This window comes from Brevibacterium sp. BRM-1 (assembly GCF_026802075.1).
Lineage (GTDB): Bacteria > Actinomycetota > Actinomycetes > Actinomycetales > Brevibacteriaceae > Brevibacterium > Brevibacterium rongguiense.
On record NZ_CP113788.1, the window covers coordinates 2732030 to 2758468 of the forward strand.

Annotated in this window: 22 protein-coding genes and 4 pseudogenes; 12 read left to right on the top strand and 14 right to left on the bottom strand. The window is 70.4% G+C overall.

Translation table 11 applies throughout. The features are described from left to right. Nucleotides 1-3: 3 nt before the first annotated feature. The 4 genes and pseudogenes from BRM1_RS12030 to BRM1_RS12045 form a co-directional block, all read left to right on the top strand. Nucleotides 4-876, top strand: coding sequence for a DnaJ C-terminal domain-containing protein (locus tag BRM1_RS12030; protein WP_263593123.1), 873 nt, complete (start codon nt 4-6; stop codon nt 874-876). Beyond that, entirely contained in the window at nt 873-1184 is a 312-nt protein-coding gene (locus BRM1_RS12035) for a chaperone modulator CbpM (RefSeq protein WP_069600178.1), read from the top strand. The genes BRM1_RS12030 and BRM1_RS12035 overlap by 4 nt, the downstream gene beginning before the upstream one ends. Then, nucleotides 1175-3802 (top strand): ATP-dependent chaperone ClpB, encoded by a 2628-nt coding sequence (gene clpB / locus BRM1_RS12040; RefSeq protein ID WP_268526239.1) that lies wholly within the window; start codon nt 1175-1177, stop codon nt 3800-3802. The genes BRM1_RS12035 and clpB overlap by 10 nt, the downstream gene beginning before the upstream one ends. After that, a pseudogene (locus BRM1_RS12045) lies at nt 3799-4115 on the top strand (thioredoxin family protein); the annotation flags it as partial. The gene clpB and the pseudogene BRM1_RS12045, both read left to right, overlap by 4 nt. A 37-nt stretch (nt 4116-4152) precedes the next feature. Here BRM1_RS12045 and BRM1_RS12050 read toward each other — a convergent pair. From BRM1_RS12050 to BRM1_RS12065, 4 genes and pseudogenes are all read right to left on the bottom strand, one after another. Then, a pseudogene (locus tag BRM1_RS12050) lies at nt 4153-5045 on the bottom strand (IS256 family transposase); the annotation flags it as partial. Between the two features lie 26 nt (nt 5046-5071). Beyond that, a pseudogene (locus BRM1_RS12055) lies at nt 5072-5842 on the bottom strand (ISL3 family transposase); the annotation flags it as partial. Between the two features lie 33 nt (nt 5843-5875). Beyond that, nucleotides 5876-6166 (bottom strand): annotated as a pseudogene (locus tag BRM1_RS12060) (IS3 family transposase); the annotation flags it as partial. A gap of 7 nt (nt 6167-6173) precedes the next feature. Beyond that, nucleotides 6174-7523: an IS30 family transposase gene (locus tag BRM1_RS12065; RefSeq protein WP_442864357.1), complete on the bottom strand. Its 1350-nt coding sequence runs from the start codon at nt 7521-7523 to the stop codon at nt 6174-6176. Nucleotides 7524-7639: 116 nt separating this feature from the next. Here BRM1_RS12065 and BRM1_RS12070 point away from each other — a divergent pair, with 116 nt between their 5' ends. Next, complete coding sequence (locus BRM1_RS12070; RefSeq protein WP_268526241.1) at nt 7640-7834, top strand: hypothetical protein; 195 nt, start codon at nt 7640-7642, stop codon at nt 7832-7834. 326 nt (nt 7835-8160) lie between these two features. Then, nucleotides 8161-8562 (top strand): hypothetical protein, encoded by a 402-nt coding sequence (locus BRM1_RS12075; protein WP_268526242.1) that lies wholly within the window; start codon nt 8161-8163, stop codon nt 8560-8562. A gap of 96 nt (nt 8563-8658) precedes the next feature. Here the strand turns inward: BRM1_RS12075 and BRM1_RS12080 are convergent, their stop codons facing one another. Beyond that, the gene (locus tag BRM1_RS12080; protein WP_268526243.1) at nt 8659-9828 is read right to left on the bottom strand and encodes an acyl-CoA dehydrogenase family protein; all 1170 of its coding nucleotides are present in this window, start codon (nt 9826-9828) and stop codon (nt 8659-8661) included. Between the two features lie 245 nt (nt 9829-10073). Between BRM1_RS12080 and BRM1_RS12085 the strand changes: the two genes are divergently transcribed. Then, a complete protein-coding gene (locus tag BRM1_RS12085; protein WP_268526244.1) occupies nt 10074-10835 on the top strand; it encodes an SDR family NAD(P)-dependent oxidoreductase in 762 nt (253 codons plus the stop codon). A gap of 128 nt (nt 10836-10963) precedes the next feature. Beyond that, nucleotides 10964-12589, top strand: a complete 1626-nt coding sequence (locus tag BRM1_RS12090; protein WP_268526246.1) for an AMP-binding protein — start codon at nt 10964-10966, stop codon at nt 12587-12589. A 104-nt stretch (nt 12590-12693) separates the two neighbouring features. On the opposite strand, the gene pstB is transcribed toward BRM1_RS12090, so the two are convergent. The 8 genes from pstB to BRM1_RS14010 form a co-directional block, all read right to left on the bottom strand. Next, a complete protein-coding gene (gene pstB / locus BRM1_RS12095; RefSeq protein ID WP_268526248.1) occupies nt 12694-13473 on the bottom strand; it encodes a phosphate ABC transporter ATP-binding protein PstB in 780 nt (259 codons plus the stop codon). A gap of 32 nt (nt 13474-13505) precedes the next feature. Next, nucleotides 13506-14801, bottom strand: a complete 1296-nt coding sequence (gene pstA / locus BRM1_RS12100; RefSeq protein WP_235936327.1) for a phosphate ABC transporter permease PstA — start codon at nt 14799-14801, stop codon at nt 13506-13508. A gap of 1 nt (nt 14802) precedes the next feature. Continuing rightward, entirely contained in the window at nt 14803-15765 is a 963-nt protein-coding gene (gene pstC / locus BRM1_RS12105) for a phosphate ABC transporter permease subunit PstC (protein ID WP_160952961.1), read from the bottom strand. 86 nt (nt 15766-15851) lie between these two features. Further along, nucleotides 15852-16964: a phosphate ABC transporter substrate-binding protein PstS gene (gene pstS / locus BRM1_RS12110; protein ID WP_160952960.1), complete on the bottom strand. Its 1113-nt coding sequence runs from the start codon at nt 16962-16964 to the stop codon at nt 15852-15854. A gap of 173 nt (nt 16965-17137) precedes the next feature. Further along, entirely contained in the window at nt 17138-18112 is a 975-nt protein-coding gene (locus tag BRM1_RS12115) for an NUDIX hydrolase (RefSeq protein WP_268526253.1), read from the bottom strand. After that, the gene (locus BRM1_RS12120; protein ID WP_160952958.1) at nt 18109-20253 is read right to left on the bottom strand and encodes an RNA degradosome polyphosphate kinase; all 2145 of its coding nucleotides are present in this window, start codon (nt 20251-20253) and stop codon (nt 18109-18111) included. The genes BRM1_RS12115 and BRM1_RS12120 overlap by 4 nt, the downstream gene beginning before the upstream one ends. After that, nucleotides 20253-21275: a mycothiol synthase gene (gene mshD, locus BRM1_RS12125; protein WP_268526256.1), complete on the bottom strand. Its 1023-nt coding sequence runs from the start codon at nt 21273-21275 to the stop codon at nt 20253-20255. The genes BRM1_RS12120 and mshD overlap by 1 nt, the downstream gene beginning before the upstream one ends. Beyond that, nucleotides 21262-21987 carry a winged helix-turn-helix domain-containing protein gene (locus tag BRM1_RS14010; protein ID WP_326957122.1) on the bottom strand — a complete coding sequence of 242 codons (726 nt, stop codon included), beginning with the start codon at nt 21985-21987 and terminating at the stop codon, nt 21262-21264. The genes mshD and BRM1_RS14010 overlap by 14 nt, the downstream gene beginning before the upstream one ends. A gap of 121 nt (nt 21988-22108) precedes the next feature. Between BRM1_RS14010 and BRM1_RS12135 the strand changes: the two genes are divergently transcribed. The 4 genes from BRM1_RS12135 (at nt 22109) to ygfZ (ending at nt 25605) form a co-directional block, all read left to right on the top strand. Further along, nucleotides 22109-22900, top strand: a complete 792-nt coding sequence (locus BRM1_RS12135; protein WP_268526258.1) for an ammonia permease — start codon at nt 22109-22111, stop codon at nt 22898-22900. Nucleotides 22901-23074: 174 nt separating this feature from the next. Then, nucleotides 23075-23677 (top strand): FABP family protein, encoded by a 603-nt coding sequence (locus BRM1_RS12140; RefSeq protein WP_268526259.1) that lies wholly within the window; start codon nt 23075-23077, stop codon nt 23675-23677. A 65-nt stretch (nt 23678-23742) separates the two neighbouring features. Beyond that, a complete protein-coding gene (locus BRM1_RS12145; protein WP_268526261.1) occupies nt 23743-24417 on the top strand; it encodes a hypothetical protein in 675 nt (224 codons plus the stop codon). Nucleotides 24418-24480: 63 nt separating this feature from the next. Continuing rightward, nucleotides 24481-25605, top strand: a complete 1125-nt coding sequence (gene ygfZ / locus BRM1_RS12150) for a CAF17-like 4Fe-4S cluster assembly/insertion protein YgfZ (RefSeq protein ID WP_268526263.1) — start codon at nt 24481-24483, stop codon at nt 25603-25605. A 72-nt stretch (nt 25606-25677) separates the two neighbouring features. Here ygfZ and BRM1_RS12155 read toward each other — a convergent pair whose 3' ends face one another. Continuing rightward, nucleotides 25678-26358: a GntR family transcriptional regulator gene (locus BRM1_RS12155; protein WP_268526266.1), complete on the bottom strand. Its 681-nt coding sequence runs from the start codon at nt 26356-26358 to the stop codon at nt 25678-25680. Nucleotides 26359-26439: the final 81 nt, after the last annotated feature.

Consider the following 26439-nt stretch of genomic DNA (forward strand, 5'->3'; position numbering starts at 1 on the left):
GAGATGGCGGAGGATCTCTACAGCGTGCTGGGGGTCTCCCGGTCGGCGGATCAGAAGGAGATCCGCCGCGCCTACCGGGAGAAGGCCCGCAAGTTCCACCCGGACGTCAACAAGGCCCCGGGGGCGGAGGAGACCTTCAAACGGATCAGTGAAGCCCACGATGTGCTGTCGGACCCGGAAACGCGCTCACAGTACGACCGGTTCGGTGAGAACTTCCGGCAGTACGCCGCCGCGGACGCGGCTCGCTCCTCCGAGCAGCCGCGCCGCAGCGGCGGCACCCGATACACGTGGAGCGGGGGCGGCGCGCAGAGCGTGAGCTGGGAGGACCTCTTCGGGGGCGGCTTCGGTGGTTTCGGTCGCGGCGCCGACCAGACCGCGGAGCTGGAGATCACCGTCGAGGAGGCCTACCGGGGCGGGCGGCGCACGGTGCAGGTCGCGTCCCCGTACGGCGGCGCGCAGGAGTACACCATCGACATCCCAGCGGGCGCTGTCGACGGGCAGCGGCTGCGGATCGCGGGCGCCGACGGACAGGACGGGGACCTGCTGGTCACGCTGCGCGTGAAGGACAGCAAGCGGTACCGGCTCAGCGGCGCGGACATCGAAACGGACCTTCCCATCTCACCGTGGGAGGCGGCGCTGGGCGCGGATGTCAGCATGCCCACCCCCGGCGGCCCGGTCACCGTGCACGTTCCGCCCGGCTCGTCCACTGACAGGCGGCTCCGCCTGCGCGGGCAGGGGATGCCGCGCAGGGGACAGCCGGGAGACCTGTATGCGCGGGTGAAGGTCGTCGTTCCCCGCACTCTCAGCAAGAAGGAGAGGGAGCTGTTCGAACAGCTCCGCGACGAATCGTCGTTTGATGCTAGGAGAGGATCATGACCTCACATCACCTGCCCGTCCGTGTCGCCCGGGCCGACCTGGCCGCGACCGCGGTGGCCGCAGGTATCCACCCGGATACGCTGCGGAAGTTCGTCGAGCTGGGGCTGGTCACCGCCCACGTCGACACCAGCGGCCGGCTGTGGTTCGCCCGTACCGTCCCCGCCCGCGTGCACACCATCGTGCGTCTGCACTCCGATCTTGCCGTGAACTACGCCGGCATCGCACTCGTGCTCGACCTGCTCGCCCGCATCGAGCAGCTCGAGCAGCACCGGACCATCCGACTCGAAGGAGACACCCCATGGACATGAACTCACTCACTCAGAAGTCGCAGGAAGCGCTCGCCTCGGCCCAGAGCATCGCGGTCCAGGCCGGTCAGATCGAAACGGACGAGGAGCATCTCCTGCTCGCACTGCTGCAGCAGGAGGAGGGGCTGGTTCCCCGACTGCTGCAGACAGCGGGTGCTGACGTGGAAGCGGTACGCGCCGATGTCGAAGCGGAGATCGCCCGCAAGCCCAGCGTCTCCGGGTCCTCCCCGCAGACCGGTCAGGTGTACGTGAGCCGCAGCCTCACCTCCACCCTGGAACGGGCGGAGCGGGAGGCAAAGCGGCTGAAAGACTCCTACATCTCCGTGGAGCATCTCGTTCTGGCCCTCGTCGACGACTCCTCCAACCGTCCCGCGTCCCGCGTGCTGCGCGGGCACGGTGTCACCCGGGAGAGCTTCCTCAGCGCACTCACCAAGATCCGGGGCAACCAGCACGTCAACTCCGCCACCCCCGAGCAGACGTACGAGGCGTTGGAGAAGTACGGCCGTGACCTGGTCGCTGACGCCCGGTTGGGCAAGCTTGACCCGGTCATCGGGCGTGATGCGGAGATCCGCCGGGTCATCCAGATCCTCTCCCGCAAGACCAAGAACAACCCCGTCCTCATCGGCGAGCCCGGTGTCGGAAAGACCGCCATCGTGGAGGGCCTTGCCCAGCGGATCTTGAGTGAGGACGTGCCCGAGGGCCTTCGCGACAAGACCGTGTTCTCGCTGGATCTGTCTGCCCTGGTCGCCGGCGCGAAGTACCGGGGCGAGTTCGAGGAGCGAATGAAGGCAGTTTTGGCGGAAGTGAAGGCAGCGGAGGGACGCATCCTGCTGTTCATCGACGAGCTGCACACCCTGGTGGGGGCGGGAGCCACCGAAGGGGCGATGGACGCCGGCAACATGCTCAAGCCGATGCTCGCCCGCGGGGAGCTGCACCTCATCGGTGCCACCACCCTCGATGAGTACCGCAAGCACATCGAGAAGGACGCTGCCCTGGAACGCCGGTTCCAGACGGTGATGGTCGAGGAACCTGACGTGGAGGACGCGATCTCCATCCTCCGCGGCCTGCGCGAACGGCTGGAGGTCTTCCACGGTGTCCGCATCCAGGACAGCGCACTGGTCGCTGCCGCCGTACTGTCCCACCGGTACATCACCGACCGGTTCCTGCCCGACAAGGCCATCGACCTCATCGACGAAGCCTGCGCGCGTCTGCGAACCGAGATCGACTCAATGCCCGCTGAGCTCGACGAGCTGACCCGGCGGGTGACACGCCTGGAGATCGAGGAAGCGGCGCTGTCGAAGGAAACGGACACTGCCAGCAAGAACCGGCTGGAGGAGCTGCGCCGGGAACTGGCCGACCTGAAGGCGGAGGCGGACTCCAAGCGCGCCCAGTGGGAGGCGGAGCGTCAAGCGATCCGCAAGGTCCAGGAGCTGCGCGGTGAGCTGGAGCGGCTGCGGCGGGAGGCGGAGGAAGCGGAGCGCTCCTACGACCTCAACCGTGCCGCTGAACTGAGGTACGGGGCTATCGCTGACGTGGAACGACGCCTGCGCGCCGAGGAGGAGCGTCTCACCTCCAAGCAAGGCGGGCAGCGGCTGTTGCGGGAGGTGGTCACGGAGGACGAGATCGCCGAGATCGTCGCAGCATGGACGGGGATCCCCGTGGCCCGGCTGAAGGAAGGTGAACGCGACAAGATCCTCACCCTGGACGCCACCCTCAAGGAGCGGGTGGTCGGTCAGGATGAGGCCATCACGCTCGTCAGCGACGCGATTATCCGTGCCCGCTCCGGCATCCGCGACCCGCGCCGACCCATCGGCTCGTTCATCTTCCTCGGCCCCACCGGAGTGGGAAAGACCGAACTGGCCAAAGCGCTCGCGCAAGCACTGTTCGACAGCGAGTCGGCGATGGTCCGGCTGGACATGAGCGAATACCAGGAACGTCACACCGTCAGCCGGCTCGTCGGTGCACCTCCCGGGTATGTCGGGTACGAGGAGGGAGGGCAGCTGACCGAGGCGGTGCGCCGCCGCCCGTACAGCGTGGTCCTTTTCGACGAGATCGAGAAAGCGCACCCGGACGTGTTCAACACGCTGCTGCAGGTCCTCGACGACGGCCGCATCACCGACAGCCAGGGACGCACCGTCGACTTCCGCAACACCATCCTGATCATGACCTCCAACATCGGTGCCCATCACCTGTTGGGCCTCGATGGCGGCGCGATCCCCGACGACGTGCGAAACAGTGTGCTCGGTGAATTGCGCGCCCACTTCCGTCCCGAGTTCCTCAACCGGGTGGACGACATCGTGGTGTTCTCGCCGCTGGGTCGTGAACAGATCCAGGACATTGTGGAGCTGCAGTTCAACGACCTGCGCTCCCGGCTGGCCGAGCGTCAGATCCGCATCGAGCTGACGCCGGCGGCACGCCAGCTCATCGCCAAACGCGGCTACGACCCCGTGTACGGTGCGCGTCCGCTGCGACGCTACATCAGCCATGAGATCGAGACCCGGCTGGGTCGTGCGCTGCTGAGCGGGCAAGTGATGGACGGGTCGACGGTCACGCTGGACGTGCAGGACGGCGACCTCGTCTTCAACATCGCAGCGCCCGCCGAAGAGGAGGACGCGGGGTGAGCGCGATTGTGACCTGCCCCAACTGCGCGAAGAAGAGAACCGTGTCCGCGCCGCCGCATCGGGGTACCCGCGCTGCGGTGTCTGCAAGAGCGCCGTGCCGTGGATCGTCGATGCGGGCGATGCGGACTTCGCCGAGGTGGTCGAGCAGGCCCCGCAAGTGGTGCTCGTGGACTTGTGGGCCACCTGGTGCGGACCGTGCCGGATGGTCGGCCCCGCCCTCGAGAAGGTCGCCACGGAACGTGCCGGCAAGCTCAAGCTGGTGAAAGTGGACGTGGACGCCGCACCGGAGACGGCCCGCAAGTTCTCCGGTCAAGTCCCTGGAAGTGGTGTAGCGATCCTTCGCTGAGAGGTCAGGCGGTCAGGGCGGGCAGGGAGCTGGTGGTGACCTCCTCGGTGCTGGTGTCGGGGACGAGGTTGAGGCGGCAGCGGGCGAGGACGTCGAGGCCGAGGTATCGGCGCCCCTCGGCCCATTCGTCGGTCTGTTCGGCCAGGACCGCGCCGACGAGGCGGACGATCGCCTCGCGGGTGGGGAGGGGAAGATGCCGACGGAGTCCGTGCGGCGGCGGATCTCCTTGTTCAAACGCTCGGTGGGGTTGTTCGACCAGATCTGCACCCACACGTCCTTGGGAAACCCCGTGAACGCGAGCAGGTCTGCGCGGGCCGCGTCGAGGTGCTCGGCCACGGCCGGGAGCTTCTCGCTGACGTAGTCCAGCAGCCGCTCGAACTGAGCGTTCACGGCTGCCGCGTCGGGCTGGTCATAGACGCTGTGCAGCATCGCTTTCACCGCTGGCCACATGCTCTTCGGCGTCACGGCCATGAGGTTCGCGGCGTAGTGGGTGCGGCACCGCTGCCAGGCCGCCCCGGGCAGGTGCGCAGCGATCGCCTCCACCAAGCCGGCGTGGGCGTCGCTGGTGACCAGGCGGACCCCGGCGAGGCCGCGGGCGACGAGGTCGGCGAAGAAGCCGTTCCACGCCGCTCCGGTCTCGGAGGTGGCAACACGCATGCCGAGGACTTCGCGGTGCCCGTCGCCGTTCACGCCGGTGGCCAGCAGTACGACGGCGTTGATCACGCGCCCGCCCTCGCGGACTTTCATCGTCAGCGCGTCGGCGGAGACGAACGTGAATGGCCCGGCCTTGTCCAGGGGGCGGTGGCGGAACTGTTCGACGTGTTCGTTAGGCGACTCGGCCATCCGGCTGACTTGCGACTTCGAGAGTGAGTTGATGCCGAGGGTCTTCACGAGCTGGGGCCCCGGATGCGATATGCGGCTCTTCACAATTCGGGGTGTAGGTGTGGTCTGAATCCGCCGGCTTCGAGGAGTGCGCGGGCGATGTAGTTGGTGAGGTTGCGGAAGCCGAGGGCCAGGCCACGCAGGTGCTCGAGGCGACCGTTCACGGCTTCGGTAGGTCCGTTGCTCGTGCGCGGCCGGTCGAAGTAGGCCAGGACGTCGCAGGCGCGTCTGGTCAGGGTGCGGCCGAGCTTGCGCAGTTCTACCAACGCCTCAGGCACACTGTCGGCGAGGGCGTCGATCACGGAGCTCATCTCGACGCGGCCGGCTGCCCGGTCGGGGTGACGGTAGGCGGAGATCATGCGCTGGTAGATCCCCCAGGTGCACTCGACTTGCACGTGCCGGTCCCCAGCGAAGAGCTTGTCAAGGCGCTCGTGCTGGCGGTCGGTGAGCAGGTCAGCCCCGGTGTGCAGGGTCCGCCGCGCGGTGTAGAGCGGGTCGCCCTTGCGTCCGCGGTGTCCGTGCAGTTCCTGCTGGACTCGGCGGCGGCACTCATCGAGAGCGTCCCCGGCCAACCGGATGACGTGGAAGGGATCCATAACCGTGACGGCGTCCGGCAGCTCCTCGGTGGTGGCGGTCTTGAAGCCCGCGAACCCATCCATGGCCACGACCTCGATCCCATCGCGCCAAGCCTGGTCCCGCTCGGCCAGCCAGTCCTTGAACGCCTTCTTCGACCGACCTTCGACCACGTCCAGCAGGCGTGAGGGCCCGGTGCCGTCCCGGACCGGGGTGAGGTCGATGATCACGGTGACGTACGGGACTGATGCACGATCAGGTGTCAGCTTGGTTTAGGCCGCCAGGGTGACGGTCGGGTTCATGATGGTCTCGTATTCGATGGGGGTCAATCGGCCCAGGCGGGCCTGACGCCGGCGGCGGTGGTAGGTCCGTTCGATCCAGGTAATGATCGCGATCCGGAGTTCCTCACGGGTGCGCCAACGGCGCCGGTCCAGGACGTTCTTCTGGAGTAGCGAGAAGAAGGATTCCATCGCCGCGTTATCACCGGCAGCACCGACTTGGCCCATGGATCCGATGAGGTGATGCTGGTTCAGGGCGTGGACGAACTTCCGGGATCGAAACTGCCTGGGTTCAACCGGTCGTTGCAACACCGGGTTGTTGGAGCGAGTGTAACTGCTCCTGGAATATTTCGGCGGGGGTCTTCCAGTCGAGGCTCTTGCGGGGTCGGTTGTTCAGTGCGAGGGCGACTGCTTCGAGGTCTTCAGCGGACCATCGTGAAAGGTCGGTGCCCTTCGGGAAGTATTGCCGCAGCAACCCGTTGGTGTTCTCGTTCGTCGGCCTCTGCCAGGGCGAGTGGGGGTCGGCGAAGAACACCTTCGTGCCCGTCTCGAGCGCGAACTGGGCGTGCGCGGAGAGTTCTTTGCCGCGGTCCCAGGTGAGCGTCTTGCGGAGCTGTTCGGGGAGCTTCATCATCGACGCGATGAGCGCGGCGTTCATCGCGACTGCGCCGTAGCCGCCCAACGCGGGCCCGTTCTTGATCGGCGGCGCCTCGCCCCACCCGTCCAGCCTCGGCAGGTGCACCAGCAGGGTCGACCGGCTCTTGCGTTCGACGAGAGTGCCGATCGCGGACCGGCCCGTGCCGATGATCAAGTCGCCCTCCCAATGCCCGGGCACGGCGCGGTCCGCGGCTGCTGCGGGCCGTTCGGAGAACACGACATCGGCGGTGACGTGACCTTGCGGGCGGTTCTGTGCTCGAGCCCGCGGCTGCCGGAGGGCGCGGCCGGTGCGCAGGCACGTGACGAGCTCGCGTTTGAGCGCACCACGGCCCTCAATGAACAGCGACTGGTAGATCGCCTCGTGGCTGATGCGCATGGATTCATCATCCGGGAAGTCGACCTTCAGCCGGTGCGAGATCTGCTCCGGGCTCCACGCGGTCGCCCACCGCCGGTCCTGCCGGTGAGGTTTGTTCAGCCCCTTCCATGCCGGCGGTTCCGGCCCCACGACGATGCTGCCGTCAGGCCGACGGACGTTTCCGGCGAGGCGCTCCTGAACGTACTCACGCAACCGGTCGTTGGTCGCGAGCTTCGCCGTCTTCGGGCGCTTCGCTGTCTGCTGAGCCTTCCATTGCGCTACCAACGCCCGGTACTCCTGCTTCCCGCTGCGCGTGGCCGCGTTGCGGCGCAGTTCGCGGGAGATCGTTCCCGGGTCGCGGCCGATCCTGCGCGCGATCTCACGCACGCCGACCTGCTTGGCGCGCAGGAGCGCGATCTCCTCACGCTCCTCGAAGGACAGGTAACGGCCGCTGGGCTCGGCAAGTGAGATCGGTGGCATGCCGCCAGCGTGGCGAAACCAACGGGACCCGACCGGCACAGACACGCCCACCTTCAGAGCCGCTTCGGCTGAGGTGATGCCCGTCGCGATCAGACGCCAGAACTGCCGCTGCACCGCCCGCGAGGGCTCAGGCCGCCCGGGCGAACGCATCGGCGGACGCAACGCCCGATCCGCACGCCATTGCCGACGCGCACCCTCGGGCACATCGCTCGTCTTCGCGGCCCAGTCCCTCGTCGCCACAGCTGAACACCTCCACGGTCAAGGTGTTGCGACGACCAGTTGAATTCACCCAGGACGCCACGGTCACCATGAAGGCCAGCAGGTCCGACGACGGGCTGACGGTCACCGGGTCCACCGCCGTGACGTGGGAGGACTACGGCGTCAAGGCGCCGGACATGGGCTTCGTCTCCGTCGAGGACTCCGGGTCCATCGAGTTCTCGCTCAACCTCGAACAGGCCTGAGCGCACCGTCCCCCGACCGCGCGCGCCTGCGAAGACCGCGCAGTCGCCTGCACCGCCAGCACCCCAGCGCGGGCGGCGCGTGCGCCCGCACCCGGCACGCACCTCGGCTTCGGTTGCCCGGAGGCCGAGGCGCATGCCGGGTCGGCGCGCAGGTTCGCGCCCACGCGCCTGCTCCGCCCCCGCGCCTGCTCACAGCACCGCGGTCACGTGCGCTCCGGCCACTCGCGAGCGGCCTCGCCCGCTCGCGTCCGGCCCGGGTGCAAGAATGGGGGAGAGTCGGCCGCGCTCAGCGGCCGCGACAGCGGTCCACTCGAAAGGACAAGAACATGAGCCTGGGAACGGCAATTATGCGCGGCGTCACCGGCGCCTGGATCCTCAACTCCGCCTACGGCAAGGTCGGCATGGACGAGGAGACCGCCAAGGGCATGCAGGGCATGGCCCAGACGGGCATCCCGGACCTGAAGAAGCTCACGCCGGAGCAGTTCAAGAAGTTCATCATCGGCGGCGAGTTCGCGGTGGGCGGCGCGCTGCTCGCGCCCTTCATCCCCAACCGCCTCGCCGGCGCGGTGCTCGGCGGCTTCGCCGCCGGCATGCTCAGCATGTACTTCCGCAACCCGTCCATGACCGAGTCCGATGGTGTGCGCTGGACCCACGACGGCACGACTCTGGCCAAGGACATGTGGCTCGGCGCGATTGCCGCGAGCCTCCTGGTCGACGGCAAGAAGTAAGCGGCGGCAGCCCCCGCTGCCAGCCGGCACGAGCCCGGCACGCGAGGCGCCGCCCGCCCATCACGGGCGGGCGGCGCCTCGCGTGCCGGGCTCGGTTCAGCGCTTGGGAGTGTAGCGCTTCTTCAGGTCCTTGCCCACGATGTACTTCATGACCTCGCTGGACCCGCCGTAGATCGACTGGATGCGGCTGTCGCGAAACGCCCGCCCGATCGGGTACTCGAGCATGAAGCCGTAGCCGCCGAACAGCTGCAGGCAGCGATTCGTCACCTCGATCTGCAGCTCCGAGCCCAGCAGCTTGGCCTTCGCCGCCTCGACGGCCGTGAGCTCGTCGGCGTTGAGCGCCAGCGCGCACCGGTCCACGTACGCCTCGAGCGCATCCACGCGGGTCTCGAGCTCCGCGAGCGTGAACTGGGTGTTCTGGAAGTCCCCGATCGTCTGCCCGAATGCCTCGCGGCTGAACACGTATTCGCCGGTCCAGCCCAGCACGGCCCGGGCGCCGGCCAGGCCGCCCATCGCGATTGAGAGTCGCTCATAGGGCAGGTTGACCATGAGGTGGATGAAGCCCTCGCCCTCCTGGCCCAGCAGGGCGCCGGGTCCCACCCGCACCTCGTCGAAGCTCAGCTCCGAGGTGTCCTGCGCCGCCAGCCCCACCTTGTCGAGGTTGCGCCCGCGGCTGAAGCCCTGGGCATCGGCGTCGACGATGAACAGCGAGGTGCCGTGGGCGCCCGGCGCCTCGGGGTTCGTGCGGGCCACGACGATGACGAAGTCGCAGTTCTGCCCGTTCGTGATGAATGTCTTCGCGCCGCTGATCACCCAGTCCTCGCCATCGCGCACCGCCTTCGTGCGGATGTTCTGCAGGTCCGAGCCCGCCCCCGGCTCCGTCATGGCGATCGCGCCGATGAGCTCGCCCGCGGCCAGGCCGGGCAGGTAGCGCCGCTTCTGCTCCTCCGAGCCGAAGGCGGCGAAGTAGCCGGGGACGATGCCGTCGGAGACGCCCCAGCCGCCGGTGGCGCTCGAGAGCCCGCGCTTGGCGATCTCCTCCGCGCGGACCATGTCGAAGCGGAAGTCCTCGACCCCTCCGCCGCCGTACTCCTCCGCGATCGAAGCGCCGATGATGCCGGCGTCCGCGGCCGCTTTCCACATGGCGCGGTCCGTGCGCTTGTCCGCCTCCCACTGCACCAGGTGCGGGGCCACCTCTGCATCGAGGAAGCGGGCCACGGTCTCGCGGTAGGCCTCGTGGTCGGCGTCGTAGAGGGTGCGCTTCATTGCGGCTCCTTGTCCGGGTGCCCCGCCGGAGCCCCGGGGTCGATGGGAACGCGCGGGGCGGCGTCCCGCGCCGCCGCGGTCCGGTGCTGCCCGCCGCCGTGGGGCGGAGGACGCGCACCGTCGCGGCTCTTGCCCGCGAGCGTAGTCGATTTCATAATGGACTGAAAGATCGTTCAGCAAGTTCAAACGGTCGGTGTGCAGTGCCCCGCCGGGTGCCTACGCACCGGATGCTCAAGGGGGAGCACATGCAGATCCACGGACTCACCGCACTCATCAGCGGGGGCGCCTCCGGGCTGGGCCTCGCAACGGCCCAGCGCCTCGTGGCCGCCGGGGGCAAGGCCGTCATCCTCGACCTCCCCAGTTCCGATGGCGCCGCCGTGGCCGAGCGGCTGGGCGGCGGGGTCGCCTTCGTGCCGGGCGATGTCACGGACGAAGACGACGTCGCCGCGGCGGTGGAGGCCGCCGAGGAGCTCGGCGAGCTGCGCTTCGCGATCAGCTGTGCGGGCATCGGGGGCTCTGCCAGGGTGGCCGGGCGCAAGGGCCCGTTCCCGCTTGAGCAGTTCTCCCGGGTGGTGAGCGTCAACCTCATCGGGACGTTCAACGTCATCCGGCTGGCCGCGCAGGCGATGCAGCGCAACGAGCCGCTCGGCGAGGAGCGCGGCGTCATCATCAGCACCGCGTCGGCCGCGGCCTATGACGGGCAGATCGGCCAGGCCGCGTACTCGGCATCGAAGGGCGGGATCGTCGGCATGACCCTGCCGATCGCTCGCGACCTGGCGAGCGCGCAGATCCGCGTCATGACGATCGCCCCCGGCATCTTCCGCACGCCCCTCATGCTGGGTGCACCGCAGGAGACCCTCGACCTCCTGGGCGCACAGGTCCCGCACCCGGCGCGGCTGGGGGAGCCCGAGGAGTTCGCGGCGCTCGCCGCCCACATCATCGAGAACCCCATGCTCAACGGCGAGGTCATCCGACTCGACGGCGCTATCCGCATGGCCCCGCGCTGAAGCGCGGCGGGGCCGCGGTCGCCGGTCCCGCGGTGCGCACACGCGACCGGCCCGGGCGGACGAGACCGGCCCGGGCAGACGCGATGGGCACAGCAGTCCAGCAGTGACGATCACAAGGGAGTGAGCGGATGTATCCAGGGAAATGGGCGGCCCAGACGCCGGACAAGCCGGCGGTCATCATGGCCGATACCGGGGCGCAGCTGAGCTACGCCCAGCTCGAGGAGCGCTCGCTGTGCTTGGCCAACCACTTCCGGGCCGCGGGCCTGGGCGTGGGCGACCACGTGGCGGTCATCGCGGAGAACCGGTTCGAGATCATCGAGGCGTACTGGGCCGCGCAGCGCTCGGGCGTGCTCATCACGGTCGTCAACCGCCACCTGACGCCGTCCGAGGTCTCCTACATCGTCCACGACTGCGATGCCGCGATCGTGCTCGTCTCCCGGACCCTCGAGCATGCGAATGCGCTCATCGAGGCGTGCGCGGACGTGCCGGAGATCATCGTGATCGGCGGGAGCAGCGCGCCCGATCGCGGCGTGGGCGCTGACGGGGTCGACGGCGGCGGTGCGGAGCGCCCGCTGCTCGACTACGAGGCGGTGCTCGCCGCCGCCAGCCCCGAGCGGCCCGACTACGAGGCCCGCGGGGACGACATGCTCTACTCCTCGGGCACGACCGGCCGGCCCAAGGGGATCCTCCCGGCGCCGCTCGACCAGCCGGTGGAGGACCCCAACGTCGCGATCGTCCAGCTGTTCACGAAGCTGCTGGGCTTTAACCGCGACACCGTCTACCTCTCCCCTGCGCCGCTCTACCACGCCGCGCCCATCCGCTTCGTCATGACCACCCACGCCCAGGGCGGCACCGCGGTCATCATGCCGCGCTTCGACGAGCGGGAGGCGCTGACCGTCATCGAGCGCTACCGCGTCACCCATTCGCAGTGGGTGCCCACGATGTTCGTGCGCATGCTCAAGCTGCCGGAGGAGGTGCGGCGCGCAGCGGACACGTCCTCGCTGCGGGTGGCGGTCCACGCCGCGGCCCCGTGCCCTGTGGAGGTCAAGCGGGCCATGATCGAGTGGTGGGGCCCGGTGATCTGGGAGTACTACGCCGCTACGGAGGCCAACGGCGTCACCGCGATCAGCAGCGAGGACGCCCTGGCCCACCCCGGCTCCGTGGGCCGCGACGGGCTCAAGGGCATCGCACACATCTGCGGGCCCGACGGCGAGGAGCTGCCGCCCGGCGAAGTGGGCGTCATCTACTTCGAGAACGACAAGGCGTTCGAGTACTACAAGGACGCGGACAAGACCGCGGGCACGCGCCACCCGGACCACCCCACCTGGACCGCGATCGGCGACCTGGGGTGGATGGACGAGGACCGGTTCCTCTACCTGGCCGACCGCCAGCGGTTCCTCATCATCTCCGGCGGCGTGAACATCTACCCGCAGGAGATCGAGAACGAACTGGCGCTCCTCCCAGCGCTTTCCGACGTGGCCGTCGTGGGCGAGCCGGACGAGGAGCTCGGGCAGATCGTCGTGGCGTATGCGATGGCGGCCGATCCGAGCTCGGCAGACGATGCGGATCCCCAGGCCGCCGCCGAGGCGCTGGCGGCCGACGTCGTCGCCCACCTGCGCGATCGGCTGGCCCGGTTCAAGATCCCGCGGGTGCTCTGCGTCGTCGATGAGCTGCCGCGCACGCCCACGGGCAAGCTCGTCAAGCGCAACCTCGACCCCGCCCGGGTGCGGGCCCGCGTGCCGCTGCGGGCCTGACCCGCGCCTCGGCGGCGGCTGCGGCACGGAACGGCGCCCCCGCCTGCGGCTGCCCGGTGCTGCGGATGCCGGGCCGCCGCAGCACAGCTCAGCCCCGGTCCCGGTCAGCCGAAGCGGCCGGAGATGTAGTTCTGCGTCTCCTCCTTGTCCGGGCGGGAGAAGATCGTCTCCGTGTCGTTGTACTCGATGAGGTGGCCGGGCTTGCCGGTGCCGGCGATGTTGAAGAACACCGTGTGGTCCGACACGCGCGCGGCCTGCTGCATGTTGTGCGTGACGATGACGACCGTGAACTCCTCCTTCAGGTCGTTGATGAGGTCCTCGATCGCCAGGGTGGAGATGGGGTCGAGGGCCGAGCACGGCTCGTCCATGAGCAGCACGGAGGGCTTGACCGCGATCGCGCGGGCGATGCACAGGCGCTGCTGCTGTCCGCCGGACAGTCCGCTGCCGGGCAGCCCCAGGCGGTCCTTGACCTCGTTCCACAGGTTCGCGCCCTTGAGCGCCTGCTCCGCGATGTCATCGGCCTCGGAGCGGCCCAGGCGCTGGCTGTTGAGGCGCACGCCGGCCAGCACGTTCTCCTTGATGCTCATCGTGGGGAACGGGTTGGCCCGCTGGAAGACCATGCCCACCTCGCGGCGGACGTTGACGGGATCGACGCCCGCCGCGTAGATGTCCTGGCCGTCCATCTTCACGGAGCCCTTGACGTGGGCGCCGGGGATGACCTCGTGCATGCGGTTGAGCGTGCGCAGCACGGTGGACTTGCCGCAGCCCGAGGGGCCGATGAAGGCGGTGACGGTGCGCGGCTCGATGCGCATGCTCACGCCCTCCACGGCGCGGAAGTCGCCGTAGAAGATGTTGAGGTCGTCGATCGTGATCTGCTTCGACATGTGTGTGGAGACCTTTCTGGCCGAAGCCGGGCTCAGCGCCCGGCCTTGGGGGCCAGGACGTGGGCGATGATGCGGGCTGCCAGGTTCAGCAGCATGACGAGGAGGATGAGGACGAGCGCGGCCGCCCACGCGCGGTCGGAGCTGGCGATCGCGGCGACACCGGGCGAGGTGGGGCGCATCTGCGAATCGTAGATGTAGGTGGGCAGGGTGGACATCCAGCCGGAGAAGACGTTCCAGTTCATCGAGGTGGCGAACCCGGCGGTCACCATGATGGGCGCGGTCTCGCCGATCACGCGGGCGATCGCGATGGTGATGCCGGAGAGGATGCCGGAGACCGCCGTGGGCAGGACGATCTTCACGATCGTCTTCCACTTGGGCACGCCCAGGGCGTAGGAGGCCTCGCGCAGGTCCATGGGGACCAGGCGCAGGATCTCCTCCGTGTTGCGCACGACCACGGGGATCATGAGCACCGACAGGGCGACCGCGGCCGCGAAGCCGAACTTCGTGTCCGCGAGGCTGCCCGGGCTGACGAGTCCGATGACCGTGCCGAAGAGCGCGAACGCGAAGAGGCCGGCGACGATCGAGGGGATGCCCGTCATGACGTCGACGAGGAAGGTGATCGCCTTGCCCAGCCGGTTCCGGTTGGCATACTCGACGAGGTAGATCGCGGTGAGGACGCCGATCGGAATCGAGATGATGGAGGCGAACAGCGTGATGAGCAGGGTGCCGATGATCGCGTGGTAGAAGCCGCCCACCAGCGGGCCCTCGCCGTGGACGAACTTCTGGTCGAACACGCCCTTCATCCCGGCCATCGTGCGGGTGAGCACGGTGGGGCTGTCGATGATGACCGGCAGGCCGTTGGCCACCGTCATCCACAGCAGCGAGACGAGCGGGATGCACGCGATGAGGAACGACGAGGTCACGAGGGTGGTGGCGCTGCGGTCGACGGCCTTGCGCCGGCCCTCGACCGCGGCGGACCACGCGAAGACCGCCGCGAGGTTGATGAGCCCCGCCAGGAGTGCCACGAGGGCGATGCTGAAGCCGCCGGTGAAGAGGAAGGACGCGGCGATCGCGGCGATGATCGAGGCGGCCGCGACGTACCACACCGCGTGCTTAGGCAGTGCGCGCGCCTTCAGGGCCGCCGGGGCGAAGGCCCCCGAGGCGCCCTCCCGGCGGCGCTCGGCCTGCGGCTCGCGGTCCTGACCGGCCGCGCCCGAGGCGCTCACCGGCCCGCCGGCCGGACCGGGTGCACCGGGTGCGCCGGGGGCGCTGGGCTCGGTGCCCCCGGACCGCGGCGCGTGGTCCTTCGCATCCATGGGATGGGACATCTCAGCTTCCCTTCACAGAGGTCTTGGCGACGATCGCGCGGGCGCCCATGTTGACGAGCAGCGTGATGACGAACAGCACGAGGCCGATCGAGATGAGCTCGGACAGGCGCAGGCCCGCTGCCTCGGGGAAGTTCTGTGCGATCTCGGAGGCGATCGTCTGATTGCCGCCGACGAGCAGCGACAGCGTGAGCCCGCCGGAGGACAGAATCATCGCCACGGCCATCGTCTCGCCCAGCGCGCGGCCCAGGCCCAGCATGACGGCCGAGGTGATGCCCGACTTGCCGTGCGGCAGGACCGCCATGCGGATCATCTCCCACCGGGTGGCGCCCATCGCGAGGGCGGCCTCCTCCTGCAGGCGCGGGGTCTGGAGGAAGACCTCGCGCACGAGCGAGGTGATGATCGGCAGCACCATGATCGACAGGACGAGCGAGGCGGTGAGGATGGTGCGGCCCGTCTGGGAGACCACGCCGTCGGCGCCGGGCGCGAAGATCCCGGTCCAGCCCAGCACGCTCGAGAGCCATTGGTAAGCGGGCGTCAGGTGCCCGGCGAGGGCCAGGCCCCACAGGCCGTAGACGACGGAGGGGATCGCGGCGAGGAGGTCGATGACGTAGCCCAGGACGGGCGCGAGCCGGCGCGGGGCCATGTGGGTGGTGAACAGCGCGATGCCCAGCGCGAACGGCGTCGCGACGAGCAGGGCGATCGCCGCGGAGACGAGTGTGCCCAGGATGAGCGGCCACACGTAGGCGAAGAAGCCCTTGCCCCCGGTGATCTGCGTGGGATCCTCGAACGAGGCCTTGATGACATCCGTGGACTGGGCGAGCAGGAACAGGGCCACCCCCGCCAGGATGACGACGATGAGGATGCCGGCGCCCAGCGAGGCCAGCGAGAAGATGCGGTCGCCGGGGCGCACGACGGCCCGCTGGGCCGTGTGGGACTCGGGTCGAGCCGGGGCTTCGGTGGCCACGGGTCACTCCTTGACGGTGGTGGGGGATCGAACGGGCTCAAGCGGCGCGGTCGCCCGCGCCGCTTGAGCCCCGTGCGGGATGACGGTCAGCCCTGGGCCTTGACGGCGTCGATGATGGGCGTGATCTTCTCGCGCAGCTTGTCGGAGATGGGCGCCGAGCCGGCGTTCTCCTTGGCCGAGTCCTGGCCCTCCTGGGACACGACGTAGGTCTCCCAGCCCTTCACGAGGTCGGCGGTGCTCTGGTCCTTGTAGGACGAGCACACGATGTGGTAGGACACGAGGACGATCGGGTAGGTGCCGGCCTCGGTGATGTCGCGCTTGAGGTCGATCGCGAGGTCGTGCTCGTGGCGGCCGGAGACGGTGGGCGACTCGTCGACGACCTTCGCGGCGGCCTCGGCGGTGGGGGCCTCGTAGTTCTCGCCCACCTTGATGGAGGCCTTGTTGAGGTCGCCGGTGGCCGAGGCGTCCGCGTAGCCGATCGCGCCGTCGGTCTTCGTCACCGTCTGCACGATGCCGTCGGTGCCCTGGGCGGCCTCGCCGCCGGCCTTCTTCGGGAACTCCTCGGCGGCCTCGTCCGGCCAGGCGGACTTCGCGGCCTTGTTGAGGTAGTCGGTGAAGTTCTTCGTGGTGCCCGACTCGTCCGAGCGGTGCACGGCGGTGATCTTCGTGGACGGCAGGTTCGCGTCCGGGTTGTCCTTCTTGATCGCCTCGTCGTTCCAGGAGGTGATCTTGCCCGCGAAGACCTTCGCCAGCGTCTCCGGGCTCAGCTGCAGCTTATCCACGCCCTTGAGGTTGTAGGCGATGGCGATGGGGGAGATGTAGACGGGGAACTCGAACGCGCCGTCGTCGCCGCAGACGCTCTTGGACTTCTCGATCTCCTCGTCCTTCATGTAGGCGTCGGAGCCGGCGAACTGCGCCTTGCCCGCCAGGAACTGCTCGCGGCCGGCGCCGGAGCCGTCGGGCGAGTAGTTGATCTTGGCGCCGGACTGCTGGCCGGTGAAGTCCGCGGTCCACGCCTGCACGGCCGACTTCTGAGCGGAGGAGCCGATGCCGGTCAGCGAGCCGCTGAGCTGCTTGTCCGAGCCGCCGGACTTGTCGCCGCCGGACTCGCCGGTGGCGCTGCCGCCGCCGCAGGCGGACAGGGCGAGGGTGCCGGCCATGGCGATGGCGGCGATGGGCGCGATGCGCGAGAGCTTCACGGGGGTGCCTTTCGAAGACGGTGGGCTTCGGGGCTGAGCCCCGGGTGCACCCACACCCTAGGAAGCACGGGTGGCCGAAAGGTCGTGCGAAGGTGAACGGGGGGTGAACCGGGCCGGAAGTCGCGGCGTATTTCGCAACGAGTCGATAACGCCGCGGACCGGCCGCCCGCCGCCTACGTGTCGATCGGCCGGTAGCGCTCGAACTCGACGATGCGCGGCGCGCCCCCCGGCCGCACGTAGGCCACGAGGATCTCACCGGGGTTCATGTAGGGGTCTTCGTCCGGCAGGCGGTCCGCCAGGCCCTTCGAGGCGTGGGCGGCGAGGGCTGCCAGCACGGTGGGCAGCACGGGCCGGTGCGTGCACACGGCGGTGCCCGTGCCCCGCTCGAGCAGCTTGGCCAGGTACTTCGCCGTCTTCTCCGGGGCCTGCGCATTGGCCTTCTCGCTCAGCGCCTTGACGGTCTTGACCGGTCTGCCCGTTGCCGCCGCGAACGGCTTGACGGTGGCCACGCACCGCTTCCACGGGCTGCTGGCCACGCGCCGGATGTCCCAGGCCCCCAGCAGCCCGGTGAGCGCCATGGCCTGCCGCGTGCCCAGCGCCAGCAGCGGCCTCACGCTCTCCGTCTCGTGCCACTTGGAGCGCGGGAACGCCTTGCCGTGGCGCACGATGATGAGCGGCCAGGCGCGCATGCTGCCCGTCGAGTGGGCGTGGACGAGCTTGTCGAGCTGCTCGCGGTCCGCGTAGCGGGTGAGCATCCCGCGCGCCCGGTCCACCGGCACCCACTCGGCGCGGTCGATCTCGCGCGGGTTGTCCGGCTTGGGCTTGCCCTGCCCGCGCACCTCGGCGGACCAGTAGTGGACGTGCTTGACGAGCCTGCGGCCCACCCCGTAGCGGGCGGACGGCAACGGCAACCCCAGGCGGATGCGGTACCCGGTCTCCTCGCGCACCTCGCGGATGGCGCATTCGGGCAGCGTCTCCCCGGGATCCACCTTGCCCTTGGGCCACGACCAGTCGTCGTACTTGGGGCGGTGGACGAGGAGCACCTCGAGTCCGCGCCCCTCCTCGCGCCAGCACACGGCGCCGGCGGCCAGCACATCGGCGTGCAGCCGGGCGGATTCGCCGGCGTTCGAGACCGGCGTGGGGCTCACGGCTGGGCCTTCTGGCGGTTGGCGTGGTGCTCGCGGAGGATCTCGAGCTGGTAGTCGGTCAGCGGCGCCCCGTCCTCAGCGCGGGCGTGCCGGGTCCAGACTCCCTGGCCGTCGAGGTGGAACGACGCCGTCTCCGGCGAGAAGGCCAGGTCGAACATGTCCTCGATCTCCCCGATGTGGCGCGGGTCCTGCAGGCGCACGAGCGCCTCGACGCGGCGGTCGAGGTTGCGGTGCATGAGGTCGGAGGAGCCGATCCACGTCTCGTGCTCGCCGCCCGCATCGAACTCGAAGACGCGGGAGTGCTCGAGGTAGCGGCCCAGGATCGAGCGGACGTGGATGTTCTCGCTCATGTCCTCGATGCCCGGGCGGATCGCGCAGATCCCGCGCACCAGCAGCTCGACCCGCACGCCCGCGCGGGAGGCCAGGTAGAGGGCGTCGATGAGCGCCTCGTCGACGATCGAGTTGACCTTGATGCGGATGCGGCCGGCCTCGCCGCGCGCCGCGGCCTGCGCGGCCCAGCGGATGCGCTCGAGCAGGCCGTCGCGCAGCGCGCCGGGGGCCACGAGGAGGCGCTGGGTGGCCGAGGTGGGCGCGTAGCCGGAGAGCTTGTTGAACAGCTTCGTGAGGTCATCGCCGAGCGCCGGATCGGTGGAGAGGAGTCCGAAGTCCTCGTACGCGCGCGCCGTCTTGGGGTGGTAGTTGCCCGTGCCCACGTGGCAGTAGCGGACCAGGCCCTCCGCCTCCTGGCGCACCACGAGGCACAGCTTGGCGTGGGTCTTGAGGCCCACGACCCCGTAGACGACGTGGACGCCCGCGCGCTCGAGCTTGCGCGCCCACGTGATGTTGGCCTCCTCGTCGAAGCGGGCCTTGATCTCGACGATCGCGAGCACCTGCTTGCCGGCCTGTGCGGCATCGACGAGGGCGTCGATGATGGGGGAGTCGCCCGAGGTGCGGTAGAGCGTCTGCTTGATGGCGAGCACGTGGGGGTCGGACGCCGCCTGCTCGAGGAACGCCTGCACGCTCGTGGAGAACGCGTCGTAGGGGTGGTGGAGGAGGATCTCGCGCTCGCGCACCGCCTCGAAGACGTCCACCTGGTCCGAGGTCTCCGCCGGGGCCAGGTCCCGGTTCATCGAGGGCACGGCCTTGGGGAAGTGCAGGTCGTCGCGGGGGATGTCGGCGATGGCCGCCAGCCCGCGCATGTCGAGCGGGTCCGGCAGCTCGTAGACCTCCGGCTCGTCGATGCCGAGCTCCTCGAGGAGGATCTCGCGCACCCGCGGGTTGAGGTCCTCCGTGACCTCCAGGCGCACGGCGGGCCCGAAGCGGCGGCGCAGCAGCTCCTTCTCCAGCGCCTTGAGGAGGTTCTCCGCGTCGTCCTCCTCCACTTCCAGGTCCTCGTTGCGGGTGACGCGGAACAGCGAGTGGTCGAGGATCTCCATGCCCTCGAACAGCGTGGACAGGTTGGCCGCGATGATGTCCTCGATCGCGACGTAGCGCACGGGGGAGTCGGGGGAGACCTGCCGGTCCGCGCCGGAGGCGGAGACCGCGACGAAGCGCGGCAGGGACTGCGGCACCTTGACGCGGGCGAACAGCTCCGCCTTCGTCTCCGGATGGCGCAGCAGTACGCCCAGGTTGAGCGAGAGGCCGGAGATGTAGGGGAACGGGTGGGCCGGGTCCACGGCCAGCGGCGTGAGCACGGGCATGACCTGGGCGGCGAAGAACGCGTCGATGCGCTCGCGCTCCTCGCACGCGAGGTCGCCCACGGCGGCGAACCGGATGCCCTCGGCCTCGAGGGCGGGGCCGATCTCCTCGCGCATGAGGTCCGCGTGGCGCTTCATGAGCGTGTGCGCGTGGCTCTGCAGCGAGCGCATGACATCGCGCGGCTGGACCCCGGTGATCGAGGGCACGGCCAGGCCCGTGGCGATGCGCCGCTTGAGCCCCGCGACGCGGACCATGAAGAACTCGTCGAGGTTGGAGGCGAAGATCGTGAGGAAGCGCACGCGCTCGAGCAGCGGCAGGGTGTCATCGGCGGCCAGCGCGAGCACGCGCTCGTTGAATGCCAGCCAGCTGAGCTCCCGGTCGAGGAAGCGGTCCGGGGCGGCCGGCAGCTGGTGCTCGGCTCCGAATGCGGCGACGTCGTACATCACTGGCCTCCCGTGGTGTTGGCGGATGCTGCGGGTGCCCCGCCGGCTGCCCCCGCTGCGGGTGTCCCGCCGGGTGCTGCGGCGGTCGCACTGGTGGCACTGGCCGGCCCGCGGTCCGCGGCGCCCCGCGGGGGCTCGTAGCTGACATGGACGACCGTGTGGTCGAAGCCCAGCGAGTCGTAGAGGCGGCGGGCCGCGGCGTTGTCGGATTCCACGTAGAGCTCGACGGCGCGGGCGCCGCGGGCGCGCATGTGGTGCATGCCCGCCAGGGTGAGCGCGCGGCCCACGCCGCGGGCGTGCACGGCCGGGTCGACGCCCACGACGTAGACCTCGCCGAGCGGCGCGGCCCCTTGCTCACCGGGGGTCAGCTTCGTCTCGTGGAAGCCGATGATCGCCCCGTCGCGCACGGCGAAGAACACCCCGGCGGGCTCGAAGCCGGGCGCGGCGGTGTGCGCGGTGAAAGCCGCGAGGTCCTGGTGGCCCTGCTCGGGGTGCCAGTCGAACGCCGCGTTGTTGACCCGCAGCCAGCCCTCCTCGTCGCCGGGGCGGAACGTGCGGATCTCCACGCCGTCCGGCACCTGCACCGCGGGCAGCGCCAGGCCGGCCAGGGGCGGGGTGCTCAGCTGCAGAAGCTCGCGCGAGCGCGCGTAGCCGCGCTCGGCCGCCAGCCGGGCCGCGGCGGGGAAGTCGCCGTGCGACCAGAACCACGTATCCGCCTCGGCGTCGCCCAGCTGGGCGCGCAGGGCATCGGCGAGGCGCCCGCCCGTCCCCGCCCCGCGGTGGTCCGGGGCGATGGCGAGCTCGGCCGCGCCGCGCTCGCCCTGCTCGGCGGCGGCGGCGAAGCCCACGAGCGCGTCGTGGGCGAACGCGCCCAGTGTCGTCGCCCGGCCCTGCGCGGCCGCCTCCAGCACCCCCTCGGACAGGGGGGCGATGCCATCGGCGCGCTCCACCGCGGCCAGGAAGTCGCGTGCCCGGTCGTCGAGGGCGGCGGGGCGGATCTGTGCGGCGTCAGCGCTGCTCATCGTCGTGTTCCTGCTCCTCGGGGGGATCGTCATCGGGTTCGGGGCTGAAGTCGGGGCTGAAGCGGTAGCCCACGTTGCGCACGGTGAAGATGCTCGCCTCGAGCTCGGGGCCCAGCTTGGCGCGCAGGCGCCGGACGTGGACGTCCACCGTGCGGGTGCCGCCGTAGTAGTCGTAGCCCCAGACGTCCTGGAGCAGCTGCGCGCGGGAGAACACGCGGCCGGGGTTCTGGGTGAGGAACTTCAGCAGCTCGAACTCCTTGTAGGTGAGGTCGAGCCCGCGGTCGCCGGCCGTTGCCGTGTAGGAGTCCTCGTCGACGGTGATGCCGCCGATCGTCGTGGGGCCCCCGGACTCGTCCGGCTGCTCGTCGACCCGGCGGGCCAGCCGGAGCCGGGCGTCCACCTCGGCCACCCCCGCGCCGGCGAAGACGATGTCCGCGGCGCCCCACGCGGGATTGGCCGCGGCGAGCCCGCCCTCGGACAGCGCGATCACCACGGGCAGCCGCAGGCCCACGGTGTCGAGGCGGGCGACGATGCCCGCGGCCTGGGACAGCTCCGCGGTCGCATCGAACACGGCGACGTCGCACTCCGGGCTGCGCAGCAGTTCCGCGTGGTCGGAGGTGGTGCGGTGGATCGTGTGGGGCAGGAGGTCGAGGGCTTCGAGGCTGAGCGAACGGGCCGAGCCGCCCGCCGGGGCGATGTGGAGAACACGCACAGTCCGCCCTTCCCCTCGAGTCGACGCAGCCGCTTCGCAGTATACCGAGGCCGGTCCGCGCACTCGGGCGGGCATCCGCGTGCCGGACGGGCCGGGTGCACCGGTCTGGCAGGATGGGGGCGTGTTGAGATGGATGCGCGTGCTCGTGGCCCTGGGGCTCGCGAGCGCGCAAGCGGTGACGAGCTTCCTGGGGTGGGGCCCCGTGGTGCTGGCCTCGCTGCTGCTCGTCCTGGCGCTGGGCTACGGGTGGCCGCGGCTGACCGACTCGCCCCAGCGCTGGACCACCACGCTCATGCTCATGCTCTTCGGCCTCCTCGGCATGGCCTCGTCGTGGCTGGCCAAGGCCCCGCCGTTCCTCGAGTGGCTGCCGGTGCTCACCGCGATGGGCCTGCTGTGGGCGTTCGTGCAGAACCTGGCCCGCGGCATCGAGGCCCGCCACGCGGTCGCCAACGTCTCCGCGCAGGTCGCAGGCCTCGTGGTGACGCTGTCGGCCTGCAGCTGGATCGCCGCGATCCGCCTGCCGGGCGACCGCAGCATCATCGTCGTGGGCCTCGTGGGCATCATCCTCGCCCAGTGCGCCACCGCCCTGCCGCTGCCCGCGCGGGTGACCTCCCCGCTCGCCCTCGTCATGGGAGTGGCCGGGGCGATGCTCGCGTTCGCCGTGGTGCCCGCCGACGATCCGCGGCTCTTCGTCATCGTGCCCTACGGCATGGTCATGGGCGGCCTCGTCGTCGCACTCGACCGGCTCCTCGGGATGATCGCGGTTGCCCCCTACCAGGCGGGCTCGCTGCGCCAGAACGCCGTGCGCAGCAAGGCCCGTCAGTGGGGCGTCCAGCTCTCGCTGGGCGCGGCGCCCATCGCCATGGCCGGCGTGGTCGTCTACGTGCTCGAGCGCATCCCGGGCATGGTCTGAGCCGGGCCCGAGGCGCCCGTGGCCGGTCCGCTCGCGCCCGCGTACACTGGGGGCATGGATTCTCTTGCCGTTCTCGAAGCCGTCTTCTCCGCCCTCGTCGGACTCGCCGCCCTGGGCGTGGCGGGCGTGGGCATCCGCGTCCTCGTGGGCCTGTTCAAGGTCAAGCGCTGAGCCATGCCCATTGAGATCGACGCGAGCCTGCCCTCGGAGCTCATCCCGCTGGCCTGGCTCGTGGGCTCCTGGGAGGGCGAGGGCGAAGTGGGCTACGCGGAGACCGCGCAGCGCCACTTCGGGCAGTGCATCGAGTTCTCCGCGCCCGGCGGCGCCCCCTACCTGCAGTACTCGGCGCACGCGTGGCTGCTCGACGAGGAGGGCGCCCGCCAGGACACGCTGACCCTCGAGACCGGCATCTGGGAGCTCGTGCGCCAGCGCGAGTCCTTCGACGCGGGTCCCGGCCTGCTCGTCCCCGAGGGGGAGACGCCCTACACCACCGCGGAGTCCGTCGAGGGCCTGCGCGGCGAGGAGGGGGACTTCGGGCTCGAGGTCGGCATCGTCCAGCCGCACGGCATCATGGAGCTCTACACGGGCCGCGTGGCCGGCCCCCGCATCGACCTGTCGACCGACGTCGTGGCGCGCACGAAGACCGCGAAGGACTACCGCGCCTCCACCCGCATGTACGGCCTCGTCGAGGGCGACCTGCTGTGGGCCTGGGACATCGCCGCGCTCGGCCACGAACTCGCCTCCCACGCCTCGGCCCGGCTGAAGAAGGTCTCCTGAGCACCACCGCCCGCACTCTCGAGTCGCCCATCCGCGCCGCCCGCCGGCGCAGGATCCGCGGCAGGGTGGTCGGGGTCATCGCGATCGTCTTCATCATCGCCGTCCTCGCCATCGCCGCCCTCGCGGCCCTGGGCTTCGTGCGCGCCAAGGGCGTCATCGACCACGCCCAGGCCGCCGGGGACGCGACCACCCGCGTCGTCGCGGCGATCAAGAACAACCCCGAGGGCGCCAAGGACGAGCTCGCTACGGCCCAGCGCGAGGTCAGCGCGGCGCGTGAGGAGCTGGGCCAGGTCCCGCTGCCGCAGCTGCGCCGGCTGCCGGATCTGGGCCGCAACGTCGAGGTGGCGGGGGAGGTCCTCGATGAGGTCAGCACCGTCGTCTACGATGCGGTTCCCACGTTCGTGGCCGCCGCCGGAGTCTTCGACTTCTCCACCGGCCACCTGCGCCGGCTGGGCGCGGACCCCGCGAAGTGGATCGATGAGCTCAAGACCGCCGGCCAGACGATCAAGGACCTGCCCGAGGCGATCGACGTGCTGGGCCGCGCCCGCGATGCCGTGGCCGCCATCGAGACCCACGGGCTGCTCCCGCAGGTCGCCTCGGCGGTGAAGAAGGTGGGGCGCAGCCTGGACGCGGCCGTGGAGACCGTAGCCCCGGCGAAGTCCGCCTCGGATGATGTGCAGCGGGCCCTCGACCAGGGGGCTGGGGCGCTGGGCGCCCTCAAGGAGGCCGCCGGCTTCTGACCGGGGCCGGCTGCTGTCAGAGCCGAATGCCGGCAAGCGCCGGCCCGATCGCGAAGGAGAGCGATGAGCTCACTGCGCTACCCCCGCTCCGAGGCCGTGTTCGGCGCCGCCGAGCGCTCCGACGAGGCGGCCCACTTCGGCGTGCCCCTGGCCGAGCAGCGCGCGCTGGCCCAGGGCCGTGCGGTGGCCGACCTGTCCTCGCTGCGCGTCCTCCAGCTGACGGGGGCCGACCGGCTGAGCTGGCTGTCGTCGCTGACGACGCAGAAGCTCGACGGCCTGGAGCCCGGCCAGTCGACGGAGACGCTCGTGCTCAGCCCCACCGGACACATCGAATCCTGGCTGCGCATCGTCGCCGCGGCCGACCGCCTGTGGCTCATCAGCGAGCTCGACGCCGACGCGGCGCGCGACTTCCTCGAGCGGATGAAGTTCATGCTCCGCGTCGAGCTCGCCGATGTCAGCGCGGACTATCAGTGCGTGGGCACGGTGGGCCCCGCGCCGGAGTCGCTGCCGGTCGCCGCGCAGTGGGACGACCCGTGGCCGGCGATCGGCGAGGGCTCCGCGTCCTACGCTCTCATCGACCTGGGCATGCCCACCGCATCCCCCGAGCACCCGGGCGACGGGCTGGACTTCCGCATCGCGATCTGCCCGCGGGCCGCCCTGGCGGACTGGGATCCGCAGGCCGCCGGGGCCCGGGTGGCCGGGCGCGATGCGTGGGAGGCGCTGCGCATCGAGGCGTGGCGCCCGGGGGGCGCGGAGGTCGACCACAAGGCGCTCGTGGGCGAGCTCGACGTGCTGCGCACCGCCGTCCACCTGGCGAAGGGCTGCTACCGCGGCCAGGAGGCAGTGGCCCGGGTGCACAACCTGGGCCAGGTGCCCAGGCGCCTCGTGTTCCTCCACCTCGACGGCTCCGGCCACTCGCTGCCCGAGGCGGGGGCCGAGGTCTTCGGCGAGGTCCGGGGGGCGCAGCGCCCCGTCGGGACGGTCACCTCGGCTGCCCTGCACCACGAGCTGGGCCCCGTGGCGCTCGCCCTCGTCAAGCGCAGCCTAGACCCGCAGGCGCCGTTGACCGTCGCCGGCGACGGCGATGAGCGGATCGCCGCTGCCCAGGAGGTCATCGTGGCCCCGCAGCGCGAGAACCGCACGGGCCTGCCCGGCCGCAACCGGGAGACCGACCACCGCCGCGGCTGAGCCCGGGCGGGCGGTGGCTGCGGTCAGCCGTGAGCGCCCTCAGTGCGCGGAGTCGCGGGTCCGGAGTGCGGGTCAGCGGGCGCGGTGCGCGTCGCCCCGTGTGGCTCCGCGCGTGGCGGAGAACTCGAGGTGGTGGCGCATAAGGTCTGCGCTGCGCTCCTCGTCCTGGGCGACGACTGCGGCGATGATGTCGTAGTGCTCGGTCGAGCAGGCCACGAGCTCGTTCGAGGGCATGTTGATGAAGGCCCCGCAGATGCGGGTCTCATCGCGCAGGAGGCCGACGGAGCGGCTGAGGCGCGCATTGCCCAGCAGCGAGAGCAGATACATGTGGAATGCGTGATCGGCATCGAGGTAATCGCCGGTGAGCCCCTCGTGCAGGGGCTGGACCGATTGCTCTGTCAGCTCCCTTGCCCGCGATTCCTCCGCTCCGCTCAGTCCGCGCCGGGCGACAAGGCGCATGGCCTCCACCTCGAGGATCGAGCGCATCGCGTGGATCTCCTCGCGGTCGGCGATCGTCATCGTCCTGACTCGGAACCCGCGGTTCTTCACGAGCTCGAGCAGGCCGTCGCCCGCCAGGTCGGAGAGCGCCTCGCGCACCGGTGAGTTGGAGATCCCCAGATCGGCCGCGAGCGCATTGGCGGAGATGATCTCGCCGGAGCCGATCTCACCGCGCAGCAGCGCGCGCTTGACCAGTTCGCAGGCCTCCTGGCGCAGGGTGGTGCGCGGGCGCAGCGGCGCAGAGTGTGTGATCATCGCAGCCTCCTCGGCCGAGTGCTCCGATCCGGTGCTGCCGGATCTCCCCCGATTCTGCCTCAGCGCTTGACTCGGCAACGC